Source organism: Streptococcus sp. 5905, assembly GCF_013276505.1.
Taxonomy (GTDB): domain Bacteria; phylum Bacillota; class Bacilli; order Lactobacillales; family Streptococcaceae; genus Streptococcus.
The window spans coordinates 357,563-380,561 of sequence record NZ_VMLC01000003.1 but is presented as its reverse complement, the minus strand read 5'-3'; the positions used below and the strand labels follow the sequence as shown (position 1 = coordinate 380,561).

Below are 22,999 nucleotides of genomic sequence, written 5' to 3'. Positions count from 1 at the left end.
GGCTCAACCTCTTTCACTTAATTTGTACGAACTGGTGTGATAAGCTGCATGAAATCTTCGTCAGTATCTGCTGGCACAAGAGTAAATGGACGAACAGCTGAGATAAAGCTAATGGTCACCTTTTCGCTATTTAAAGCCTTAAGTGAATCAATCAAGTAAGTTGGGTTAAAACTAATAGTCAAATCATCACCAGTCACCTGCTCAGTATCGATTTCTTCGTTTACTTTACCAACTTCTGGAGAGTGAACATGGGCGCTAACAACCCCACCTTTAATTTCAAGCTTCACGGTACCATTTTGAGTCGCACTTGATAAGAGGCGAGCACGCTCCATTGATTGACGCAAATTTACCACATCAAAAGTAATTGTAGTGTTAAAGTCTGTTGGAATCAAACGATCTGTATCAGGATAGTTTCCTTCTAAGAGACGAGTGTAGAAGCTAATATTTTCGCTTCTAAAGAGGATTTGATTATTGGCAAAGAAAATCTCCACAGTTTCAATATCATCTGTAAATACCGCTGAAAATTCGCGTAGAGAGCGACTAGGAATCACCACATCGAAATCATCTCCATTTTTTTCAAGAGTCAATTTTTTCTGGCTAAGGCGATGAGAGTCTGTTGCAACTGTTTTTAGTTCCTTGTGTTGGCTCAATACGAAGTGAACACCTGTTAAAATTGGACGACTTTCTTGCGTACTTGCAGCAAAAGCTGTTTCATTGATAATTTTCTTGAGTAGTTTGGTTTCAAGAACCAAAGGAGTGCTTGCTGAAATTTCTTGGATTCGTGGATATTGTTCGCTATCTTTTCCTTTTAGGGTGATTTCTGATTTTCCACTTGTTAAGACAATTTGTTTTTGTTCAATTTCTTTGAAATCTAGCGTTACATCTGGAAGACTAGATACAACATTGATAAAGAAAGAAGCTTCAAGAAGAATCGAACCTAAGGAAGTAATCAAAAGACCTGCATCTTCATTCTTTTGAGAAATGAAATTTTCAATGGAAATTTGACCATTTGATCCAATTAAAGTAATTCCTTCATTGGTAACATCAATTTTGATGGTTGATAAAATTGGAATAGCATTTTTGGAGCTAATTGCTCGTTTTGTGGTATTTAGGGCTTGTAGAAATAAATTTTTATTAATTGAAAAATGAATCATGGATTCTCCTTTATTTATTTTTAGTATTAGAAGGATAATAGAAATAATAGAGTGTGTGAATTCTGTGGAAAACTGATTTCTATTTAATGACTTCAAGCTTTTTAGCTTGTTTAAAAAATGTGGATAAAAAAGATAAGAAAGGAAAAGTTATCCACAAACTATTTAATTTTCTTTTTGATTGCTTCGATTTCTAAGCGTAAATTATCGTCTTCGTCAATCAAGGATTTAATTTTAGCATGGGCATGAATAACGGTGGTGTGATCCTTTCCTCCGAATTCTTTTCCGATTTTTGGAAGACTATTATCTGTCAGTTCTCTAGCTAGATACATGGCCACTTGACGCGCCAAAACGATATTTTGAACTCGTCTCGTCCCCTTCATTTCTTTGACACTCACTCCATAAAAATTACCAACTTCAGTTTGGATTTTGTCAATTGGAATGACTAGCAGTTGGCTAACATCTTGTTTGCGAGCTCTGATAGCTTCAGCAGCGATATCAATAGTGATGTCTTTAATCTTCTTTACTCTGGCAATTAAAGTGATATCGTTGATCGCTCCTTCAAGTTCTCGAACATTTGAATCGAATTGACCTGCTAGGTATTCTAGTGTATCGCTTTGAAAATTATAGTCCAAATGTTCCGTTTTACTCTGAAGAATGGCGATACGTGTCTCAAAGTCAGGTGGTGTGATATTTTGAGTCAAGCCCCAGCTAAAGCGCGTGACAAGTCTTTCCTCAAGGCCCTCTAAATGTTTAGGACTTCGGTCACTAGTCAGAACGATTTGTTTTTGATTGCTATGAAGAGCATTGAAGGTATTGAAAAATTCTTCTTGAGTTGCAACTTTTTTGCCACTGAGAGATTGGATATCATCAATCAGCAAGAGATCAAGACTTCGGTAAGTTTTTTTAAATTTTTCCATTTCCCCAAGCCTCAGATGCTCAAGAAAGTCGTTGATAAAACTTTCAGCAGGAATATACTTAACCCGAGCTTCAGGAATATTTTTTAGAATTTCATTTCCGATAGCATTCAGTAAGTGGGTTTTCCCTAGTCCAGGACCACCATAAATGAAAAGGGGATTATAAGTCAAGGCGAGATCTTCGGAAACAGCCAGAGCAGCAGACTTAGCCCAGATATTCCCATCTCCTTGAATAAAGTTATCAAAGGTATATTTTTCCTTCAATCCTGTTTCAGAATATGGAATAGCAAGATTGGCCTGTGAAGCAACATAATGATTGCTATTTTCAGAATCCATGACATAGGTTGAAGATTCTTCCTCAGGCTTTGTTAAGACAAATTGAGTTTTTATTTCAGTATCATAAACTTCAAAACCAGCAGCCACAATGATATCTTTGAGTTGTTTTTTCCAAACCATTTCCATTTCAGGTCTAGGTAAAAAGATAGTAGCTACATTTCCCTCCACTTTTATGAGTTCAGCAGGTGTGGCGTAGAAATCGTACATAGAACGTGTCAATCTTTCTTGAGCTAATTCCAAGATTTGATTCCAAAATTGTTTTTCTTTCACCGATTATCCCCTCCTTTGCTATATTTGATGTAAAAAGGTTTACTGTTAGACTTATTTTACCATAGATGCTACCATTTTTCCACAATCTGTGGAAAAGAATCCACAATGTTTATATTTTTTATCCACAGATTGGGGATAAATAGCAAAAACCTTGATTTAGTAAGTCTTTTGTTAAAAAAATTAGTGGATAAAATTGTTGATTAAGAAAATAAAAGAACAGCCTTATTTCAGGCTGTTGATAATTCTGTCATATTCTTCTTGACTTGAAAAAGAAATAACAATCTTTCCAGTATCTTTTTTAGAAAGTTTAATTTCTACATTTAATCCAAGTAGTTTTTTTAATTTATCTTCCTCATCTTTGATGAAAGAATCACTTTTTTTCTGCTTCTTTTGTTTTTTCTCTGTAAGAAGTGCTTCTAACTTTCTCACAGAGATATCTTCATTTTTGATTAGTTGAAAGAAATATTCCTGTCGCTCTTTATCCAAACCAACTAGTGAGCGTGCATGAGCTTGAGAAAGTCTACCATTTTCTACTTCAGATAAGATATACTCTGGTAGGGAAAGCAAACGAATAAAATTAGTGATATAAGGACGAGATTTCCCCATTTTATCTGCTATTTCGGTATGAGTATATCCTTTTTCAACTAAAGAGTCATAGGCGCGTGCCTCTTCAACTGGATTCAAGTTTTCTCTTTGTAAATTCTCAATGATAGACTGAATCATCATTTCCTGATCTGAGAGGTGTTTCACAACGGCTGGAATAGAGGTCAGACCAGCCAAGAGAGAAGCTCGATATCGTCTTTCTCCTGCAAGGATTTCATAACCAATTACAGGAGATTGACGAACGATGATTGGTTGGATTAGCCCATTTTCTTTGATAGACTGAGCTAATTCTTTTAATTTTTCTACATCAAATTCTTTCCGAGGTTGGTAAGGATTTTTTTGTATGTCCGCGATAGAAATCAGTTTAAGTTTTTCCATGATTCTACACTAACATATATTTTACTTTCTGTAAAGTTTTCTTTACACTGATGTCAATTAAGATTCTAAATCACTTGTACTTTTATCTAGTTTAACAGTTGTAGTCTCCTCTTTCCCATTCCGATAGTAGGTGATTTTAATGGTGTCTCCGATAGAATGGTTGTAAAGAGCACTCTGTAAATCTGTTGACGAAGAAATCTCCTTGTCGTCAACTTTGGTAATAACGTCGTATTTTTCAAGGTGACCAGATGCAGGCATATTACTTTGAACAGATTTTACCACTACACCAGAAGTTACGCTACTTGGAATATTGAGTTTTCTAAGATCACTAGCTCCGATATTAGCCAAATTAACCATTTGAATTCCAAGAGCAGGGCGAGTCACTTTACCATCACTTTCAAGCTGTTTAATAATATTTTGAGCATCATTTGATGGGATTGCAAAACCAAGACCTTCGACAGAGGTTCCACCATTACTTGCAATTTTACTTGATGTAATCCCGATAACTTGGCCCTGAATGTTTACAAGTGGACCACCAGAGTTACCAGGGTTAATGGCAGTATCTGTCTGAATAGCTTTTGTAGAAATGGCTTGACCATCTTGAGATTTTAGAGAGACATTTCGATTGAGACTTGAAATGATTCCTTGGGTAACTGTATTGGCATATTCGGATCCTAGAGGACTACCAATTGCGATTGCAGTCTCACCAACATTTAGTTTGCTAGAATCTCCAAATTCTGCTACGGTTGTGACTTTTTCTGAAGAAATTTTTACGACAGCAATATCAGAGAACGTATCAGAACCGACAATTTCACCAGGAACTTTTGTACCATCTGCTAAACGGATATCAACTTTTGAAGCTCCTTGAATAACGTGGGTATTTGTCACAAGGTAGGCATCTTTCCCATTCTTTTTGTAAATAACACCAGAACCTTCACTTGCTACCTGTTGAGAGTCGGTATCCGTATCTGTCTCGTCATTTCCAAAAACACTATTTTGCCGATTTGATGAATAAGTGATGACCGACACAACGGCATCTTTTACCTTGTTAACGGCCTGAGTTGTTGCATTTTCATTTTTGTAGGAAGTCTGAGTAACAGTGTTTGTAGTGTTATTTGTGGCTTGACTTACTTGTTTTTGATAAAGTTGCAGTGTCACAAAACTTCCTAGGGCACCACTCAAAAATCCTATCAGAATGATGATAAGAAAGGTAACTCCTTTTTTGTAAAATTTTTGTAAGTGTTTCATAAACGCCTCCGTTTGTTTTTTATTTGATTAAAGTATAAATCTATTAACTTAATTCAAGCTTAAAGGTAGAAGTTTTACACAAGTTGTGGATAACTCGCTTTTTTCTGTGAATTTGCTAGTTTTTCTAGATGATTCTTTGTGAATAAGATGTGAAATGAAGTGTGAATATGTTAGAATAGAAGAATGAAAATAAAAATTGTAACAGTTGGAAAACTGAAGGAAAAATACCTTAAAGATGGCATTGCTGAATATACTAAACGAATTTCTCGTTTTGCCACTGTAGAAATCATTGAGTTAGCTGATGAAAAAACTCCAGATAAGGCAAGTGAGTCAGAAAATCATAAAATATTAGAAATAGAGGGAAATCGAATTCTTTCTAAAGTTGGAGAAAGAGATTTTGTTGTTGTGTTGGCAATTGAAGGAAAAACTCTCTCTTCAGAAGAATTCAGTAGACAGCTGGAACAGGCTTCTATAAAGGGATTTTCTACCCTTACATTTATTATTGGTGGAAGTCTGGGACTATCCCCTGCTGTGAAGTATCGAGCGAATCTTTCTGTTAGTTTTGGACGTTTGACCTTGCCACATCAGTTAATGAGATTAGTTCTTGTTGAACAAATTTATCGTGCTTTTACCATTCAGCAGGGATCCCCTTATCATAAATAGAAGATTGACTTACTTCTTGTTTTTTGATAGAATGGTCATGTTAGGTCTCATAGCTCAGCTGGATAGAGCATTCGCCTTCTAAGCGAACGGTCGCAGGTTCGAATCCTGCTGGGATCAGTACATTAAAGAAAAAGCTGGGATTATTTCCCAGCTTTTTTCTTCAAAAGGTGCATTTCAGGTGTAAAAAAGTACAGTTGAGAAGAAATTTTTCTTAAGTGATCTTCATTTTGTATAATAGATTTGTAAGATAACTTACAAGAAAAACAATACAGGAGATTTCATTATGAAAAATACAGTAAAGTTGGAACAGTTCAAAAAGCTTACAGAGAAAGAATTGCAGGAGATTCAAGGTGGAGATAAAAGAGGATTAATGGATCTTTTTAAGCAAATTCCTATTTTTAGGAGAAAATAAAGGAGTAGAAAATGGATATTATGGTAGGAATATTAGATGCATTCTTAACTTGTGTTATAATCAGTAAAATTTATAGTCGAATTTGTGAAATTTCTAAAAAAGAAAGATATATTTTTGGTTTTATATTCTTTATATTTCAATTAATTTATGCCTTTATATTCTCTTTTATAGATTCTGATAAATTAATACTGATTTTACATTATACTTTAAAGAATTTTTATCCAATTCTATTCTATTGCTATTTTAAATTTATTAAAAAGTATGATTCCTCAAAAAATATATTTTTAAGTTTAATATTTTCACTATTGTATCAAAGTGCTCATACTTTTTTTTCCGTTACTATATCATCTATTACAGGTGACTTACTTGTAGAACAACATGAAAGATTATTCTTTTTCATAATTAATTTAATTTCCTATCTTGTAATAGACAAAATTATTACCTATTTTAATCTAGAACTTAAATATTTTGACAAAGATTATCTCTATCCTTTTTTTAAAAAAGTTATAGTTGCTTTCTTCACTTTACATATTGTACTGTTTATTTCAGATATTGTTAGTACTTTTCCTCATTTAAATAGCTTTGGGAGTATTTTAGCAGCAATTATTTTTATATGTATGTTATTGTGCTTCTTTGCAATGAACTCTTACAAGGTTCAAGTTGAAAAAGAGATTGCTCTAAAACAAAAGAAATTTGAACAGAAACATTTACAGACTTATACAGATGAAATTGTGGGTTTGTATAATGAAATTCGAGGTTTTCGTCATGACTATGCTGGGATGCTTGTCAGCATGCAAATGGCAATTGACAGTGGAGATTTACAAGAAATTGACAGAATTTACAAGGAAGTCTTAGTAAAAGCAAATCAAAAATTGAGGTCAGAAAAGTATACTTACTTTGATCTAAACAGTATAGAGGACTCAGCTTTACGAAGTGTGATTGCTCAATCAATTGTATATGCACGAAATAATGATGTAGAGTTTACATTGGAAGTAAAAGATGTCATTACTAGATTGTCAATGGATTTACTTGATCTTGTTCGCATCATGAGTATTTTATTAAACAATGCTGTTGAAGGTGCCGCAGATAGTTACTTGAAACAAATGGAAGTTGCAGTTATTAAAATGGATTTTGAAACAGTTATAGTCATCCAGAATTCATGTAAAATTAATATGACGCCTTCAGAAAACTTATTTGCCTTAGGTTTCTCTACAAAGGGAAGAAATAGAGGTCTAGGGCTTAATAATGTCAAAGAGATCTTAGATAAGTATGACAATATTATTTTAGAAACAGAGATGGAAGACAACACATTTAGACAAATTATTAGATTTAAGAGGGAATTTGAATGAAAGTATTAATTTTAGAAGATGTTATTGAGCATCAAGTGAGACTTGAGAGAATATTGAATGAAATCTCTGAGGAATCAAATATTCCTATTTCTTATAAGACAACAGGAAAAGTTCGTGAGTTTAAGGAATATATTGAAAATGATGAAGTAAACCAGCTTTATTTCTTAGATATCGATATTCATGGAATTGAGAAAAAGGGCTTTGAAGTAGCTCAGTTTATCCGTCACCACAATCCTTATGCTATTATTGTCTTTATTACCAGTCGATCTGAATTTGCTACTTTAACTTATAAATACCAGGTATCAGCTCTAGATTTTGTAGACAAAGACATCAATGATGAATTGTTCAAAAAACGTATCGAGCAGAGTATTTTTTACACTAAGAGCATGCTGCTTGAAAACGAAGATGTTGTAGACTATTTTGATTACAACTATAAGGGAAATGATTTGAAAATCCCTTACCATGATATTTTGTATATCGAAACAACAGGTGTTTCTCATAAGTTGCGGATTATTGGTAAGAATTTTGCCAAAGAGTTCTATGGAACAATGACAGATATTCAAGAAAAGGACAAATATACCCAGCGATTTTATTCTCCTCATAAATCTTTCCTAATCAATATTGGAAATGTTAGAGAAATTGATCGAAAGAATCTAGAAGTTGTCTTTTATGAAGATCATCGCTGCCCCATCACTCGTTTGAAAGTTCGCAAACTGAGAGATATTCTGGAGAAAAAATCTAAAAAGTAATTGACAATTAGTAAGAAATTGATATAATGGTTATATCTGCTACAGATAGATGGTCCGTTGGTCAAGGGGTTAAGACACCGCCTTTTCACGGCGGTAACACGGGTTCGAATCCCGTACGGACTATTTTATCCGCCATAGCTCAGTTGGTAGTAGCGCATGACTGTTAATCATGATGTCGTAGGTTCGAGTCCTACTGGCGGAGTCAGATAAAAAGAACACCACCCGGTGTTCTTTTTATTCTTAGTTTGTATCGCCTAACATTTTCATAAGGAAGTCTGTCATTTCTTGCGGGCTTTCTTTTTTTCCGTGAGCAATCCAAGTCTGGCAAACACCAAATAGGGCATTTGTTAGATAAATGCTACTATATTCGAGTTCAATTGGATTTAGTTGTAGTTGCATAAAACGTTTCTGAAGATCAGTGCTAAGCATAATATGCAGTTTATTTCTCAAGAAATTTTGGATTTCTTTGGTTCCATTCTCAGATAAAAGAGCAGCCAAAAGTGGCTCAGACTCTAAATATTCAAATACTTCTAAAATAGCATCTCTTTTATGATGAGCATGTTTTTGGAAAATATACTCAAAGGTATGAAAGAGCTTACTTTGGTAATGCTCAATCATATCATACTTATCCTTGTAGTGAGTGTAAAAGCTGGAACGACTGATTTCGGCTTTTTCTGCTAGCTTGACAGTAGAAATTTGATCAAAGGGGTGGTCCATCAATAATTGAACCATGGCATTTTCGATAATTCGCTTTGTTTTTAAACGTTTATTACTTTCTTTCATAATTCCTCCTTGTATACAAAAATAGACGATATGTCTAAAAAATGATTTTCCACCTTGTAATTTTGATTTTTTGATGTATAATCTATTATATCAAAATTTTAGACAATATGTTTAAAAAAGGAGGAAATATGTTTAAAGAATGGAAAGCAATATTTAAAAAACCGACCTTTATCATTGTAATGATAGGGATTTCTCTCATTCCAGCTTTATACAACATTATATTTTTATCATCCATGTGGGATCCTTATGGCCAATTATCCGAGTTACCTGTGGCAGTTGTCAATAAAGATAAGGAAGCTTCTTATAATGGACAGACAATGACAATAGGTGAAGACATGGTGTCCAATTTAAAAGAAAATAAGGCTTTAGATTTCCATTTTATTAATGAAGAGGAAGGGGAAAAAGGGCTAGAAGATGGTGACTACTATATGGTAGTGACTTTACCAAGTGACTTATCTGAAAAAGCTACCTCAATCCTAACGAATCATCCTGAACAGATGCAGATTAATTATCAGACGTCAAGTGGGCATAGCTTTATTGCAAGTAAGATGAGTGATTCTGCAATGACACAATTAAAACAAACCGTCTCTACGAATGTAACTGAAACATATACCAAGGCACTATTTCAAAAAATGAATGATTTGAAGTCTGGAATAAATAAGGCAGCTGAAGGAAGTGAACAATTGGCTAATGGAGCCGATCAGTTGGTGACGGGAAGTCAAACGTTGACGACAAATCTTAATACTCTAGCTAATTCAACTGTAACTTTTTCAAATGGAGCGGATCAATTTACAAAAGGCTTATCTAGCTATGTGTCTGCTATAGAGCAATTACATCTTGGTTTAGGAACTTTTAATAGTGGTTTACAAAGTTATACAAATGCTGTCTCACAAGTTGACACTGGACTTGGTCAATTAGCTTCAAAAACTCCTGAGTTGGTGACAGGTGTAAATCAGCTAAATACAGGTATAAAGTCCTATACAGGTGGCGTTTCACAACTGGATACAGGTCTCAATCAATTTTCAGTTGGTTTAAATGCTTATACAAGTAGTGTGAAAGAACTTTCTAACGGAACAAGTCAATTATCCAATCAATCAGATACACTAAGAGATGGAATGGAGCAATTAAATACTGGTATTAAAGAAATTTCAAGTCAATTAGAGTCCTCATCTCAACAAAATGAAGAAATAAATCAATTGGCAACTAGTCTAGGAGAACTAAATAAAACACTACAAGCTCTTACAATATCAGATAATACTCAGCTGAAAAGTACATTGTCAGAAGCTTTGCCAAATCTAACAACTCTTGCTCAGGATATTGTGACCAAAAGTCAGACAGAACAAGAGAAAACTATTGCTAACCTCCAATCAACAGCTACTTATCAATCTCTTACAGAGGAACAAAAGAAAGAACTGACAGAAGCTATTTCTAAAAATTCTAATTCTACTATTGAGTCAGCAAAAACAATTTTAACGACAGTAGGAGGATTGAAAGAAAGTATAGAGAATTCAGAACAACAAGTATCTAATCTATCTGATGTGCAGACGAAAGCAAATCAACTCTTACCTTCAGCATCTAGCTCCTTGACAACATTGTCAAATGGATTTACAAAATTACAAACTACTGTAGACAATCAGTTAGTTCCTGGAAGTCAGTCAATTGAAAAAGGAGTTTTAAACTACACTAAGGGACTGGATACTATTTCTATAGGTGCTAATAAACTAAGTGAAAAGAATGCAAGTTTAATAACTAGTTTAGATCAATTAGTTTCTGGATCAAGTAAGTTGACAGAAAACACATCAACCTTGACAGATGGAGTAGATGCGTTAGCTGGAAAAGCTCCAGAATTAGTATCAGGTATAGAAAGTTTGTCATCTGGTTCTGCTCAATTGAATAATAAGAGTCCAGAGCTGATAGCAGGTATTACTACATTACAATTTGGCTCTGGTCAATTAACAGAAAAATCAACACAGTTACTTTCTGCAGCATCTCAACTAGGAAGTGGTGCTATGAAGATTGCAGATGGTGCTGGAAAACTAGCAGATGGTGGAACAACCTTAACCTCTAGTCTTGAAGATTTACAGGCAGGAGTTGATTCATTAGGACAAGGATTAGGCAATGCTAATAATCAACTCAAATCAGCTTCAACAGAATCTAAAAATGCAGAAACATTATCTGAACCTCTACTTCTCTCAAAAACAGATAATGACCAAGTTCCTGTAAATGGGATTGCCATGGCTCCTTATATGATATCAGTTGCTCTTTTTGTTGCTGCTATATCTACCAATATGATTTTTGCTAAGTTGCCTTCTGGACGTCATCCAGAGAGTCGTTGGGCTTGGTTGAAATCTCGCTCTGAAATAAATGGGATTATAGCTGTCTTAGCAGGTATTTTAGTTTATGGAGGTGTCCATCTTATTGGATTGACTGCGAACCATGAGATGAGGACCTTGATTCTAATTATCATCACAAGTTTAGCTTTCATGTCTATGGTGACAGCTTTAACAACTTGGAATAGCCCTATAGGAGCTTTCTTCTCTCTTATTTTACTTTTATTACAGTTAGCATCAAGTGCAGGGACCTATCCACTTGCTTTGACAAATGATTTCTTTAAGGGTGTCAATCCTTGGTTACCAATGAGTTACTCTGTATCAGGTTTACGACAAACAATCTCTATGACAGGAAATATTCATCACCAAGTGATTTTCCTTATTATAACACTAGCTTTCTTTACTGCTTTGGGTATGCTAGCTTATCAACCTAAGAAAATGGAAGAAAATTAAAAAGATTGACCAAGGAATTGGTCAATCTTTTTATGTCTTAGATAAATTTCGTCTGTGATTATAGATCCCAAAAAGAAGAAGGGCAGTTACTGAGCAGACTGCTCCAATAACAAAACCATTGGGGATAAAGGAAAGTGTAATGGTACCTTTTCCTTTTGGAACATCAACTTTCATAAAACCAGTTTGAGCCTGCTTGATTTCAAGTTTTTTCCCATCCTGGTATGCAGACCAACCTTTGTCATAAGGAATGGTGAAGAAAATAGAGGCATCCTGTTTGACTTCATATGTAGCAAAGACTTTATTTTTAGAGGTGGATACTTCTACAGGTTGTTCTTTAATTTTTTGGATTGCTTCAGTAAGAGCCTGAGTATCTAAACGATAGAAGGTTGGAGATTCAAATGATACCTGAGAATTTCCAGGGAAACTAACACTGATATCGAAAGTTTTTTGTTCTTCAGTATAACCTAAATTAAAGAAATTAAAAGCATTGTCAGTTGTAAAAGTCTTTTTTTCACCGTTGACAATGATGTCAACTTTCTTTTGCTTATCGTTTGTAAAATGAAGATTTGAAAAAGAGAGATAGACTTGACTATTTTGAGGAACCTCAATTTGATAATCAATCTTTGCATCTTCATTCGCAGAACCTGTGATGCTCGTTAAACCATCTGAAGTATCTGTTTTATCATATGCTATTTGAGAGAAGTAATTTAAGTTGAGATTAGCAAGCTGGTTTATAAATAGAGCCTGATTGTCTAGAGTGTGATTGTTAAAATTTACATCTGTGTAAATAGATTGAGTGGCAAAGGCAATGGGTAAAGAGAGTTGATTTTTATATAAGGTTAAATGGTCCTTTTGATAAATCTCTTGAAAGCCATACTTATCAAGTGAATTTTCAGAAATATTGTACTGGATTCCAAATAAACTATCTGCTAAAAGACTATTATTTGCATAACGGAGATTGAGGTTGGTTCCAGAGGATTTGAATCCCAGTTTGTCCAAACTAGTGCTAGCTGAACGATTTCGTACAGACGAAAATTGAGAGATTCCATTGTAGTTAAATTTCATACTGTCATTCCCAGTCTGAATTTGCAGTTTTTCAGTACGTGTAAATGGATTGTCAATTTGGTTTAGAATGGATTCCATAGCAGTGATATCTCTATTATAGGCGCTACGAGAAGCAAAGGCCCATTCTTTAGCTATTCCTTCCATTTGAGAGGAAGCATTTAAGCTTATCTCAGCTGTTATAAATAAAGACAAAAGAATTGCAAATAGATTTACAGAGATAAATTTTCTAATGACTGCAAGAAGTAAAAGAGCATAAACTAGAAGAAATTCAAGAGTGAGTAGGATATTCAAATCAGTTAAAAAAGAATAATGTGATTTAAAATAGACAGTAGCCAGAAATCCTGTTAGTACAAGAAAAAGTGAGACAAATAGATTCCAGAGCTTCAGTTCTTTCAAGCGATTTAGTACTTCTGCTGCAGTATAAATTAACAGAGTGGAAAAAATCCAAGCATAGCGATGCAAAAACATATTTGGGGTATGCATCCCTTGCCAAAACAAATCAAGTGCTTCTATGTAAAAACTTGTTATTAAAAAAGTAAAGAAAATTGCATAGGTAAGTTTCACGTGAAACCTTATGGATTTTATTGTGAAAAATAGAATGGTTAAAATAAAGGGAAGCAATCCAACAAAAATCATTGGTATAGCTCCATACTTAGTTGTATCAAAAGATCCAATGAATTGTTTAGCAAAGAGATCAAGATACCAGCTACTTTCAGTTTGAAACTTTGTAACTTCAGTTAATTTTTCCCCATGTGTCTGTAAGTCAAACAGAGTGGGAAGAGTCATAATCAAACTAGCCATTCCTGCTAAAAAGGAGGTAACAACAAAATCAAGAAAAGATGATTTTCGAGTTTTAAAGTCCCATGAAATTTGGCAGAGATACCAGAAAATAAGAAACAATGCTGTCATATATCCAAAATAATAGTTTTGAATAAATAAGATTGACAAGCTTGTAAAGTATAGTAGGCGCTTCTTTTGTGTTATAAGTAGGTGTAAACCAGTTATAATTAAAGGAATCAAGATGAAAACATCCAGCCAGGTTTTAATCTCTAACTGACTGACAGTGAAGCTCATTAAAGCATAGGAAGTTGATAAGGCCAGTTTTAAAGGCTGAGGGATAGATTGAAATAATTTATTTAAACTAAAGAAGGTTGACAGACCAATCAATCCAAATTTTAAAAGAGTTGTGAAATAGACAGCATCTGGCATATTCGACAGATTAAAAAAGTAAACCAGGGGTGAGAGAAAGCTACCTAAGTAATAACTAGATAGAGCATAGAAATTCAATCCGAGGCCACTTGTAAAGGTGTAAAACAAACTGCCATTTCCATGTAGAATATTTCGTAAAGCTACATCAAAAATAACGTATTGATGGAAACCGTCTCCTAATAGTGGGGATGTATCGCTATTCCAGTAGATACCTTGAGATAGGTATACTCCAGACATAATCACTACAGGAATGATGAAAGAAATAAAATAGGTCCAATATGTTTTAAAAAATGATTTCATGTTACCTCGTAGAATGATAGAAAACTCAGTTGGTTACCCCAACTGAGTTTTGAAGTCTTATTTAGTCTTTCCAAAGGTCTTTGACTTTTGCTTGTACTTCTGCATTTTCTAGGAATTCATCGTAGGTTTCATCGATACGATCAATGACGCCATTCTTAGACAAAACAATAATATGGTTTGCCAAAGTTTGGATAAACTCGTGGTCATGACTGGCAAAGATGATTGATTCTTTAAAGTTTTTCAATCCATCGTTCAAGCTTGAGATAGATTCCAAATCCAAGTGATTTGTTGGATCATCAAGTACAAGGACATTTGATTTCAAGAGCATGAGTTTTGAAAGCATGACACGCACTTTTTCTCCCCCTGACAAGACGTTTACAGGTTTGTTAACCTCATCTCCAGAGAAGAGCATACGACCAAGGAAACCACGTAGGAAAGTATTGTCATCTTCTTCTTTACTTGCAAATTGACGCAACCAGTCAAGGATTGACTCTCCTCCTGCAAAATCAGCCGAGTTATCTTTTGGCAAGTAAGAACGGCTAGTAGTAACTCCCCACTTGACAGTTCCTTCATAGTCGATGTCACCCATGATTGCACGAATTAATGCAGTAGTTTGGATATCATTTTGTCCGATAAGAGCAGTCTTATCACCTGGACGTAAGATAAAGCTGATGTTGTCAAGAATAGTTTCACCGTCAATCTTGACAGAAAGATTTTCAACTGTCAAGAGATCATTACCAATCTCACGTTCTGCTTTAAAGTTGATAAATGGATATTTACGACTAGATGGAACAATCTCTTCTAATTCAATCTTGTCAAGCATTTTTTTACGAGACGTTGCCTGTCTTGACTTAGAAGCGTTGGCAGAGAATCGAGCAACGAATTCTTGCAATTGCTTAATTTTTTCTTCTGCCTTGGCATTACGGTCTGCTAGCAATTTAGCCGCAAGCTCAGAAGATTCCTTCCAGAAGTCATAGTTTCCGACATAGAGTTTGATTTTTCCAAAGTCAAGGTCGGCCATGTGAGTACATACTTTGTTTAAGAAGTGACGGTCATGGGATACAACGATAACGGTGTTATCAAAGTCAATCAAGAAGTCTTCTAGCCAAGTAATAGATTGGATGTCCAACCCGTTGGTCGGCTCGTCCAAGAGAAGAACATCTGGTTTGCCAAAAAGTGCTTTGGCAAGGAGAACCTTCACTTTTTCACCATTGGCCAATTCGCTCATGTTTTGGTAGTGCAATTCTTCTGGAATATTTAGGTTTTGAAGTAATTGAGATGCTTCACTTTCTGCTTCCCAACCTCCAAGTTCAGCAAATTCACCTTCAAGTTCGGCTGCACGAACACCATCTTCATCTGAAAAATCTTCCTTCATGTAAATGGCGTCTTTTTCTTTCATGATGTTGTAAAGTTTTTCATTTCCCATAATGACGACATCAATAACTCGCTCATCTTCATAGTCAAAATGATTTTGACGGAGAACAGAGAGACGTTCATCTGGACCAAGAGAGATGTGACCAGTTGTAGGCTCGATATCACCAGCTAAGATTTTTAAGAATGTAGACTTCCCAGCACCATTAGCACCAATTAATCCGTATGTATTTCCTTCTGTAAATTTGATATTGACATCATCAAAAAGTTTGCGATCACTAAAACGTAGTGAAACATCAGATACTGTAAGCAATGTTTTTCTCCTATAATATGTAATACATTTATTCTACTAGAAAAGAGAGAAATATTCAAATTTTTATCTGTCAATTTTGTGTCAATTAATTTTACAGGTTTATTTACAACGAGTTAGTTATTTGATTTAAATAATTTTCTGTTATTTTAACAAAAAAATGCTATAATTGAAGAGACCATTTCGAAGGAGAAAAGAATGACGAAACCCATTATTTTAACAGGAGATCGCCCAACAGGAAAACTGCATATTGGACATTATGTTGGGAGTCTTAAAAATAGAGTATTGCTGCAGGAAGAAGACAAGTATGACATGTTTGTTTTTTTGGCGGACCAACAAGCCTTGACAGATCACGCCAAAGACCTTCAAACGATTGTAGAATCGATTGGGAATGTTGCCTTAGATTATCTAGCAGTTGGATTGGATCCAAGTAAATCAACCATTTTTATTCAAAGTCAGATTCCAGAGTTAGCTGAACTGTCTATGTACTATATGAATTTGGTGTCACTAGCACGTTTAGAGCGCAATCCTACAGTGAAAACAGAGATTGCTCAGAAAGGATTTGGAGAAAGTATTCCGACAGGATTTTTGGTTTATCCAATTGCGCAAGCAGCTGATATCACAGCTTTCAAGGCCAATTATGTTCCTGTAGGAACAGACCAAAAACCAATGATTGAACAGACTCGTGAGATTGTTCGTTCTTTTAACAACGCATATAACTGTGATGTCTTGGTGGAACCGGAAGGTATTTATCCAGAAAATGAGAGAGCAGGACGTTTGCCTGGTTTAGATGGAAATGCCAAGATGTCTAAATCCCTTAATAATGGTATTTATCTAGCCGATGATGCGGATACCTTGCGTAAAAAAGTCATGAGCATGTATACTGATCCAGACCATATTCGAGTCGAGGATCCAGGTAAGATTGAAGGAAATATGGTTTTCCATTATCTAGATGTTTTTGGTCGTCCTGAAGATGCTCAAGACATTGCGGATATGAAAGAACATTATCAACGTGGTGGTCTTGGTGATGTGAAGACGAAACGTTATCTACTTGAAATACTCGAACGCGAACTTGGTCCTATTCGTGAGCGCCGTATCGAATTTGCTAAGGATATGGGTGAAGTGTACAATATGCTTCAAAAAGGTAGTGAAAAAGCTCGTGAGGTTGCAGGGCAAACTCTATCTGAAGTTAAGGGAGCAATGGGACTAAATTATTTTAAATAATAGATAAAATATGAATCGTAAAACTATCTCTTCCATAGAATCACAGGGATAGTTTTTTTATGTTTTCTGTTATAAATATAATTGACAAATTTTCATAGAATGGTATGATAGATACAATACAAAAAGAGTCAAGCTCAAAAAGAAAGAAAAGAAAGAAAAGAGGAAACTTCAATGTCTAATTGGGATACTAAATTTTTGAAAAAAGGTTTTACCTTTGATGATGTATTGCTCATTCCAGCAGAAAGTCATGTGTTGCCTAATGATGCAGATTTAACAACAAAATTGGCAGATAATCTGACTTTAAATATCCCAATTATAACAGCCGCGATGGATACAGTCACAGAAAGTCAAATGGCCATTGCTATTGCTCGTGCAGGTGGTCTTGGAGTAATCCATAAAAATATGTCTATTGCGCAACAGGCAGATGAAGTTCGCAAGGTAAAACGTTCTGAAAATGGTGTTATTATTGATCCATTCTTCTTGACTCCAGAACACACTATTGCTGAAGCGGACGAACTGATGGGACGCTACCGTATCAGTGGTATTCCAGTTGTGGAAACACTTGAAAATCGTAAATTGGTTGGTATTTTGACAAACCGAGATCTTCGCTTTATTTCAGATTACAATCAGCCAATCTCAAACCACATGACCAGTGAAAATCTTGTTACTGCTCCTGTGGGTACAGATCTTGCAACAGCTGAAAGCATTCTTCAAGAACACCGTATTGAAAAACTTCCTTTGGTAGACGAAGAAGGTCGTCTTTCTGGCTTGATTACTATCAAAGATATTGAAAAAGTGATTGAGTTTCCAAATGCTGCTAAAGATGAGTTTGGTCGTCTCTTAGTTGCAGGTGCTGTAGGTGTTACTTCAGATACATTTGAACGTGCAGAGGCTCTTTTTGAAGCAGGAGCTGATGCAATTGTTATTGATACTGCCCATGGTCACTCTGCTGGTGTTCTACGTAAAATTGCTGAAATTCGTGCTCACTTCCCAGACCGCACTTTGATTGCGGGTAATATTGCCACTGCAGAAGGTGCGCGTGCTCTTTATGATGCAGGTGTAGATGTTGTTAAAGTCGGTATCGGACCAGGTTCTATCTGTACCACTCGTGTGATTGCAGGAGTGGGTGTCCCACAAGTGACAGCAATCTATGATGCAGCAGCAGTTGCGCGCGAATATGGAAAAACGATTATTGCTGATGGTGGAATCAAGTATTCTGGAGATATTGTAAAAGCCCTTGCTGCAGGTGGAAATGCAGTTATGCTTGGATCAATGTTTGCTGGAACAGACGAAGCACCAGGTGAAACTGAAATCTTCCAAGGACGTAAGTTTAAGACTTACCGTGGTATGGGATCAATCGCTGCAATGAAGAAAGGTTCAAGTGATCGTTACTTCCAAGGTTCTGTCAATGAAGCGAACAAACTTGTTCCAGAAGGAATTGAAGGTCGCGTAGCCTATAAAGGCGCAGCAGCTGATATTGTCTTCCAAATGATTGGTGGTATTCGCTCTGGTATGGGTTACTGTGGTGCAGCTAACCTTAAAGAATTGCATGACAACGCTCAATTTATTGAAATGTCGGGTGCAGGTTTGAAAGAAAGCCATCCTCATGATGTACAAATCACTAATGAGGCGCCAAACTACTCTATGTAAGAAGAAAAGAACTCCTGAATTTCAGGAGTTCTTTTTGTTTACAAAGTTGTCAATATGGGTTTACAGATACTTTACCATTTTGGATATTGAAGATACTAAGATTTTCTGGCAAATTTTGCAAGTGGTCTAAACTTGTTGTTGTGATAAAGGTTTGGATAGATTGTGAAATCGTTTCTAATAATTTTAGTTGTCTAGTGTTGTCAAGTTCGCTCATAACATCGTCAAGTAGTAATATTGGAGATTCTTTAGTAATACTTTCCATTAACTCTATTTCTGCTAATTTTATAGAGAGTACAAGACTACGATGTTGACCTTGACTTCCAAAACTAGCATCTATACCATTGATATAGAAAGTAATGTCATCTCGATGAGGGCCGACACCAGTATTCTTTTTGAACAAATCTCTTGATCTGCTTTTCTCCAAAGCAATTTTAAAAGAACTTGTTAGCTGTTCTTCATCATTGAAGTTGATAGATGATTGATAAGATATTGACAACTCTTCTAATTGATTTGAAATTTCTAAGTGTTTTTTTTGACCAAATTTCTCTAAGTCTTTAATGAATTTTATCCGATGCTTTATAACGCGACAACCATACTCTACTAACTGATCATCTAAGACTGACAGAAATGTTTCATCAATCTTTTGGCTGGATTTTAGGTAGGTATTTCTCTGCTTTAGTATATGATTGTAGTTTGACAAGTCTGACAAGTAGATTAGTTTAATTTGTCCCAGTTCTATATCTATAAACTTTCGACGAACGGAGGGCGCTCCTTTAATTAACTGGAGATCTTCAGGTGCGAAGAGAACCACATTCATATGTCCGATATAGTCTGAGAGGCGAGCTTGTTTTAAGTGATTGACTTTAGTCACACGCCCTTTTGGTGTTAAATCAATTTCTAGAGGTATAGAACCTGTTTTTTTCTGTAGCAAGCCAGAAAGATGAAGTTGCTCTTCATCAAAATGAATGAGATTTTTATCTGTCCGAGTACGATGACTACGTGTCAAAGCTAAGAAATAGATTGCTTCTAGAATATTGGTCTTTCCTTGCGCATTTTGGCCTAAAAAGACGTTTAATTTTGGATTAAAATCAATTTTTGCCTCTTTGTAATTTCGAAAGGTCTTAATTGTTAAATGTTGAAGCCACATAGTTATCTTCCTGGAAAACGTGGAGCTTGTTTGGCTTTAGGTGATGAAGTAGTTTTTTGTTTTTCTTTCTTTACACCCTTGTTCATCTCTTTGACAAGTTTAGCAATCCGCTCTTTTTCAATCTTATCTGCTTGGTATTCTTCTTGCTCTTTTAAACTTGGTTGTGTCAAGGTGATGTCAATTTTTAAATCAGGGATGTCAATCGTATCTCCAATACGGATTTTTTTCCCACGTCTACTTTCTAATTCACCATTAAAGTAAACTTGATGCTCTATTAGAAAGGATTTGATAGCACCGCCGCTTTGTATAATTCCAAGCTCTTTTAGGAGAGCTTGGAGCGTAATAAATTCTTCAAATAATTTGTATTCCATAATTCACCTCAATCTAAGGTATTATACCATATTTTCCCTGAAATAACTGAAGGAAAGTCACTCAAAATGAAAACGATTTTACTTTTGAAAGCTATAAAGAGAACAAGAAAAATTTTGATTTTCGTGATATAATAGAACTCTATATGTAAGGAGGTAAGGTATGGAGTTGGTGTCTGGAATTTCAGCACATTTTGTTCAATCCAAAAAGTTTAAAACAAATAAAATCACTATTCGTTTTACTGCTCCCTTATCTCTTGAGACAATAGCAGGACGCATGTTAAGTGCAAGTATGTTGGAAACTGCCAATAAAGCTCACCCAACATCTCAAGCTTTTCGCAGATACTTGGCAAGTTTATATGGAACAGATATTTCTACGAGTGCTTATCGTAGGGGACAGGTACATATTCTTGACCTAACATTTACCTATGTGAGGGATGATTTTTTAAGTAAAAAGAATGTCTTGACTTCTCAAATTTTTGAACTGGTGAGACAGACTTTATTTGCCCCCTTAGCTCAAGATGGTGCTTTTGAGCCAGCCTTATTTGAAATTGAAAGAAAACAGTTATTGGCTAGTTTAGCTACTGATATGGATGATTCATTTTATTTTGCTCATAAGGAATTGGATAACTTGTTCTTTCATGATGAACGTCTTCAATTGAGATATAGTGATTTACGAAATCGCATTTCAAATGAGTCTCCGGGAAGTAGCTACACTTGCTTTCAAGATGCTCTCAACAAAGATCGGATTGATTTCTTTTTCTTGGGTGATTTTAATGAAGTTGAAGTGGAGGAGTGGTTGAGATCATTCTCCTTTACAGGGCGTCAAATCGATGTCACGCCTCAGTACCAACAACCATATTCAAATGTCCTTCGGGAAGGAATGGTTCGTAAGAATGTGGGCCAATCCGTTTTGGAATTGGCTTACCATTGTTCTACGAGCTATGGAGACAAGCATCATTTGGCCATGGTAGTAATGAATGGTCTATTAGGTGGTTTTGCTCATTCTAAGCTTTTTACAAATGTTCGGGAAAATACTGGTCTAGCCTACACTATCTCCAGTCAATTGGATTTATTTAGTGGTCAATTGAGGATGTATGCTGGCATTGATCGGGAAAAGCGCAATCAAGCCAGAAAATTGATGAATCATCAATTACTTGAACTAAAAAAAGGTAATTTTACAGATTTGGAGATTGAACAGACCAAGGAGATGATTCGCAGAACCTTGTTGCTTGCGCAAGATAGTCAGAGCTCACTAATCGAGCGAGTTTACTTGAATAGTTTGTTGGGGAAATCTACATCAGATTTTGACAATTGGATTGAAAAATTAAATCAAGTTGATAAAGAAGCTATCTGCAAAGCAGCAAATAGTGTTCGGTTACAAGCAATATACTTTATGGAAGGAATAGAATGACATCAGTTATCTTTGAAGAAAAATACTATCCTGCTGTAAAGGAGACGGTCTATCAGACTCGTCTATCAAATGGATTGATAGTTTCTCTCCTTCCTAAGAAACAATTTAATGAAGTTTACGGAGTTATAACAGTTCGATTTGGATCAGTAGACACAAGCTTTACACTATCTAAAAAAGGTTTACAGTGTTATCCAGCTGGAATTGCACATTTTCTTGAACACAAACTGTTTGAGAGAGAAAATGCTGAAGATATTATGGAGTCTTTTACACGCTTGGGAGCTGATAGCAATGCTTTTACAAGTTTTACAAAGACGAGCTATTTGTTTTCAACAATAGATCATTTATCAGAAAATTTGGATTTGCTTGAGGAGTTGGTAACAGTTGCTCATTTTACAGAACAGTCAGTTGATCGAGAGCGGGAAATCATTCAACAAGAACGTGAGATGTACCAAGACGATCCAGATTCGCGTCTGTTTTTTGCAACATTAGCAAATCTTTATCCCAATACTCCTCTGGCAGCAGATATTGTTGGAAGTGAAAAGTCAATTAACAATATCCAGCTAAATGACTTAAAAGATAACTTTACAGCCTTTTACAAACCTGTCAATATGTCTTTGTTTTTAGTTGGCAATTTTGATGTAGATACGGTTGAGAAGTATTTTTCACAAAAGAAACTTAGAAACTTGGAAGACATGGTAGTAAGGAAGGAGAAGCTTACTTTACAAGCTGTCAAAGAAACAGATAGCCTTCGGATGGAAGTCTCTTCACCAAAACTTGCTGTTGGAATTAGGGGAGCAGGTGAGGTGGCAGAAGAAGATTGCTATCGTTATAATGTTTTGCTAAAATTATTGTTTACGATGATGTTTGGTTGGACTTCTGAGCGATTTCAAAAGTTATATGAGACAGGGAAGTTGGATGCCTCGCTGTCCTTAGAGGTAGAAGTGAATAGCCACTTTCATTTTGTGATGTTGACGATGGAAACGAAAGAACCTGTTTCGTTGTCGCATCAATTTCGAAAGGCTATTCGCAACTTTACGAAAGATTCAGATCTTACAGAGGAACATCTCGATCTTGTCAAGAGTGAGATGTTTGGGGAATTTTTCAGTAGTATGAACTCCTTGGAGTTTATTGCGACACAGTATGAACCAGTCGACAGAGGAGAAACTATTTTGGATTTACCAAAAATTTTACAAGAAATTACTTTAGACGATGTTCTTGAAGCAGGTCATCGTTTGATAGATGATGGTGATCTAGTTGATTTTACAATTTTTCCAGCTTAAAAGATAAGTAACCCTAGAA

The 22,999-nt window shown here is 35.4% G+C and carries 18 protein-coding genes and 3 tRNA genes; 12 read left to right on the top strand and 9 right to left on the bottom strand.

What is annotated here, in order from left to right; all coding sequences use genetic code 11:
* Positions 1 to 17: 17 nt before the first annotated feature.
* From dnaN to HT680_RS07435, 4 genes are all read right to left on the bottom strand, one after another.
* Positions 18 to 1,154, bottom strand: coding sequence for a DNA polymerase III subunit beta (gene dnaN / locus HT680_RS07450; protein ID WP_000581146.1), 1,137 nt, complete (start codon positions 1,152 to 1,154; stop codon positions 18 to 20).
* Between the two features lie 158 nt (positions 1,155 to 1,312).
* The gene (dnaA, locus tag HT680_RS07445; protein ID WP_000660603.1) at positions 1,313 to 2,674 is read right to left on the bottom strand and encodes a chromosomal replication initiator protein DnaA; all 1,362 of its coding nucleotides are present in this window, start codon (positions 2,672 to 2,674) and stop codon (positions 1,313 to 1,315) included.
* A gap of 222 nt (positions 2,675 to 2,896) precedes the next feature.
* Positions 2,897 to 3,655 carry a ParB/RepB/Spo0J family partition protein gene (locus tag HT680_RS07440; RefSeq protein ID WP_173259352.1) on the bottom strand — a complete coding sequence of 253 codons (759 nt, stop codon included), beginning with the start codon at positions 3,653 to 3,655 and terminating at the stop codon, positions 2,897 to 2,899.
* 57 nt (positions 3,656 to 3,712) lie between these two features.
* Positions 3,713 to 4,903, bottom strand: a complete 1,191-nt coding sequence (locus tag HT680_RS07435; protein ID WP_125426168.1) for a trypsin-like peptidase domain-containing protein — start codon at positions 4,901 to 4,903, stop codon at positions 3,713 to 3,715.
* Between the two features lie 183 nt (positions 4,904 to 5,086).
* Here HT680_RS07435 and rlmH point away from each other — a divergent pair, with 183 nt between their 5' ends.
* The 7 genes from rlmH to HT680_RS07400 all read left to right on the top strand — a co-directional run bounded on the left by rlmH (position 5,087) and on the right by HT680_RS07400 (position 8,278).
* Positions 5,087 to 5,566, top strand: coding sequence for a 23S rRNA (pseudouridine(1915)-N(3))-methyltransferase RlmH (gene rlmH / locus HT680_RS07430; RefSeq protein WP_061453869.1), 480 nt, complete (start codon positions 5,087 to 5,089; stop codon positions 5,564 to 5,566).
* Between the two features lie 43 nt (positions 5,567 to 5,609).
* Positions 5,610 to 5,683, top strand: a tRNA-Arg gene (locus HT680_RS07425).
* A gap of 166 nt (positions 5,684 to 5,849) precedes the next feature.
* Entirely contained in the window at positions 5,850 to 5,978 is a 129-nt protein-coding gene (gene comC / locus HT680_RS07420; RefSeq protein WP_173259350.1) for a competence-stimulating peptide ComC, read from the top strand.
* An 11-nt stretch (positions 5,979 to 5,989) separates the two neighbouring features.
* Positions 5,990 to 7,327 (top strand): competence system sensor histidine kinase ComD, encoded by a 1,338-nt coding sequence (gene comD, locus HT680_RS07415; protein ID WP_173259348.1) that lies wholly within the window; start codon positions 5,990 to 5,992, stop codon positions 7,325 to 7,327.
* Entirely contained in the window at positions 7,324 to 8,076 is a 753-nt protein-coding gene (comE, locus tag HT680_RS07410) for a competence system response regulator transcription factor ComE (RefSeq protein ID WP_084974735.1), read from the top strand. The genes comD and comE overlap by 4 nt, the downstream gene beginning before the upstream one ends.
* Positions 8,077 to 8,127: 51 nt before the next feature.
* Positions 8,128 to 8,199 (top strand) — tRNA-Glu (locus tag HT680_RS07405).
* Between the two features lie 5 nt (positions 8,200 to 8,204).
* A tRNA-Asn gene (locus tag HT680_RS07400) sits at positions 8,205 to 8,278 on the top strand.
* 38 nt (positions 8,279 to 8,316) lie between these two features.
* Here HT680_RS07400 and HT680_RS07395 read toward each other — a convergent pair.
* Positions 8,317 to 8,859 carry a TetR-like C-terminal domain-containing protein gene (locus HT680_RS07395; protein ID WP_084974733.1) on the bottom strand — a complete coding sequence of 181 codons (543 nt, stop codon included), beginning with the start codon at positions 8,857 to 8,859 and terminating at the stop codon, positions 8,317 to 8,319.
* 128 nt (positions 8,860 to 8,987) lie between these two features.
* On the opposite strand from HT680_RS07395, the gene HT680_RS07390 reads away from it, so the two are divergent.
* Complete coding sequence (locus tag HT680_RS07390) at positions 8,988 to 11,642, top strand: YhgE/Pip domain-containing protein (RefSeq protein ID WP_173259346.1); 2,655 nt, start codon at positions 8,988 to 8,990, stop codon at positions 11,640 to 11,642.
* A 30-nt stretch (positions 11,643 to 11,672) separates the two neighbouring features.
* On the opposite strand, the gene HT680_RS07385 is transcribed toward HT680_RS07390, so the two are convergent.
* The gene (locus HT680_RS07385) at positions 11,673 to 14,216 is read right to left on the bottom strand and encodes a YfhO family protein (RefSeq protein ID WP_173259344.1); all 2,544 of its coding nucleotides are present in this window, start codon (positions 14,214 to 14,216) and stop codon (positions 11,673 to 11,675) included.
* 61 nt (positions 14,217 to 14,277) lie between these two features.
* The gene (locus HT680_RS07380) at positions 14,278 to 15,900 is read right to left on the bottom strand and encodes an ATP-binding cassette domain-containing protein (protein ID WP_173259342.1); all 1,623 of its coding nucleotides are present in this window, start codon (positions 15,898 to 15,900) and stop codon (positions 14,278 to 14,280) included.
* A gap of 195 nt (positions 15,901 to 16,095) precedes the next feature.
* Between HT680_RS07380 and trpS the strand changes: the two genes are divergently transcribed.
* Together trpS and guaB are read left to right on the top strand one after the other, a co-directional pair.
* Positions 16,096 to 17,121: a tryptophan--tRNA ligase gene (gene trpS / locus HT680_RS07375; protein ID WP_173259340.1), complete on the top strand. Its 1,026-nt coding sequence runs from the start codon at positions 16,096 to 16,098 to the stop codon at positions 17,119 to 17,121.
* 171 nt (positions 17,122 to 17,292) lie between these two features.
* The gene (gene guaB / locus HT680_RS07370) at positions 17,293 to 18,771 is read left to right on the top strand and encodes an IMP dehydrogenase (RefSeq protein WP_173259338.1); all 1,479 of its coding nucleotides are present in this window, start codon (positions 17,293 to 17,295) and stop codon (positions 18,769 to 18,771) included.
* Between the two features lie 49 nt (positions 18,772 to 18,820).
* On the opposite strand, the gene recF is transcribed toward guaB, so the two are convergent.
* Together recF and yaaA are read right to left on the bottom strand one after the other, a co-directional pair.
* Entirely contained in the window at positions 18,821 to 19,918 is a 1,098-nt protein-coding gene (gene recF, locus HT680_RS07365) for a DNA replication/repair protein RecF (RefSeq protein WP_173259336.1), read from the bottom strand.
* Positions 19,919 to 19,920: 2 nt separating this feature from the next.
* Positions 19,921 to 20,289 (bottom strand): S4 domain-containing protein YaaA, encoded by a 369-nt coding sequence (gene yaaA / locus HT680_RS07360; protein WP_000455878.1) that lies wholly within the window; start codon positions 20,287 to 20,289, stop codon positions 19,921 to 19,923.
* Between the two features lie 160 nt (positions 20,290 to 20,449).
* Here yaaA and HT680_RS07355 point away from each other — a divergent pair, with 160 nt between their 5' ends.
* Positions 20,450 to 21,700 (top strand): pitrilysin family protein, encoded by a 1,251-nt coding sequence (locus HT680_RS07355; protein ID WP_173259334.1) that lies wholly within the window; start codon positions 20,450 to 20,452, stop codon positions 21,698 to 21,700.
* A complete protein-coding gene (locus HT680_RS07350; RefSeq protein WP_173259331.1) occupies positions 21,697 to 22,980 on the top strand; it encodes a pitrilysin family protein in 1,284 nt (427 codons plus the stop codon). Before HT680_RS07355 ends, HT680_RS07350 begins: the two co-directional genes overlap by 4 nt.
* Positions 22,981 to 22,999: the final 19 nt, after the last annotated feature.

Coding starts and splice junctions, on each gene's coding strand:
- dnaN (WP_000581146.1), bottom strand. CDS start 1,154: ATGATTCATTTTTCAATTAATAAAAATTTATTTCTACAAGCCCTAAAT.
- HT680_RS07440 (WP_173259352.1), bottom strand. CDS start 3,655: ATGGAAAAACTTAAACTGATTTCTATCGCGGACATACAAAAAAATCCT.
- HT680_RS07435 (WP_125426168.1), bottom strand. CDS start 4,903: ATGAAACACTTACAAAAATTTTACAAAAAAGGAGTTACCTTTCTTATC.
- rlmH (WP_061453869.1), top strand. CDS start 5,087: ATGAAAATAAAAATTGTAACAGTTGGAAAACTGAAGGAAAAATACCTT.
- comC (WP_173259350.1), top strand. CDS start 5,850: ATGAAAAATACAGTAAAGTTGGAACAGTTCAAAAAGCTTACAGAGAAA.
- comD (WP_173259348.1), top strand. CDS start 5,990: ATGGATATTATGGTAGGAATATTAGATGCATTCTTAACTTGTGTTATA.
- comE (WP_084974735.1), top strand. CDS start 7,324: ATGAAAGTATTAATTTTAGAAGATGTTATTGAGCATCAAGTGAGACTT.
- HT680_RS07395 (WP_084974733.1), bottom strand. CDS start 8,859: ATGAAAGAAAGTAATAAACGTTTAAAAACAAAGCGAATTATCGAAAAT.
- HT680_RS07390 (WP_173259346.1), top strand. CDS start 8,988: ATGTTTAAAGAATGGAAAGCAATATTTAAAAAACCGACCTTTATCATT.
- HT680_RS07385 (WP_173259344.1), bottom strand. CDS start 14,216: ATGAAATCATTTTTTAAAACATATTGGACCTATTTTATTTCTTTCATC.
- trpS (WP_173259340.1), top strand. CDS start 16,096: ATGACGAAACCCATTATTTTAACAGGAGATCGCCCAACAGGAAAACTG.
- guaB (WP_173259338.1), top strand. CDS start 17,293: ATGTCTAATTGGGATACTAAATTTTTGAAAAAAGGTTTTACCTTTGAT.
- recF (WP_173259336.1), bottom strand. CDS start 19,918: ATGTGGCTTCAACATTTAACAATTAAGACCTTTCGAAATTACAAAGAG.
- yaaA (WP_000455878.1), bottom strand. CDS start 20,289: ATGGAATACAAATTATTTGAAGAATTTATTACGCTCCAAGCTCTCCTA.
- HT680_RS07355 (WP_173259334.1), top strand. CDS start 20,450: ATGGAGTTGGTGTCTGGAATTTCAGCACATTTTGTTCAATCCAAAAAG.
- HT680_RS07350 (WP_173259331.1), top strand. CDS start 21,697: ATGACATCAGTTATCTTTGAAGAAAAATACTATCCTGCTGTAAAGGAG.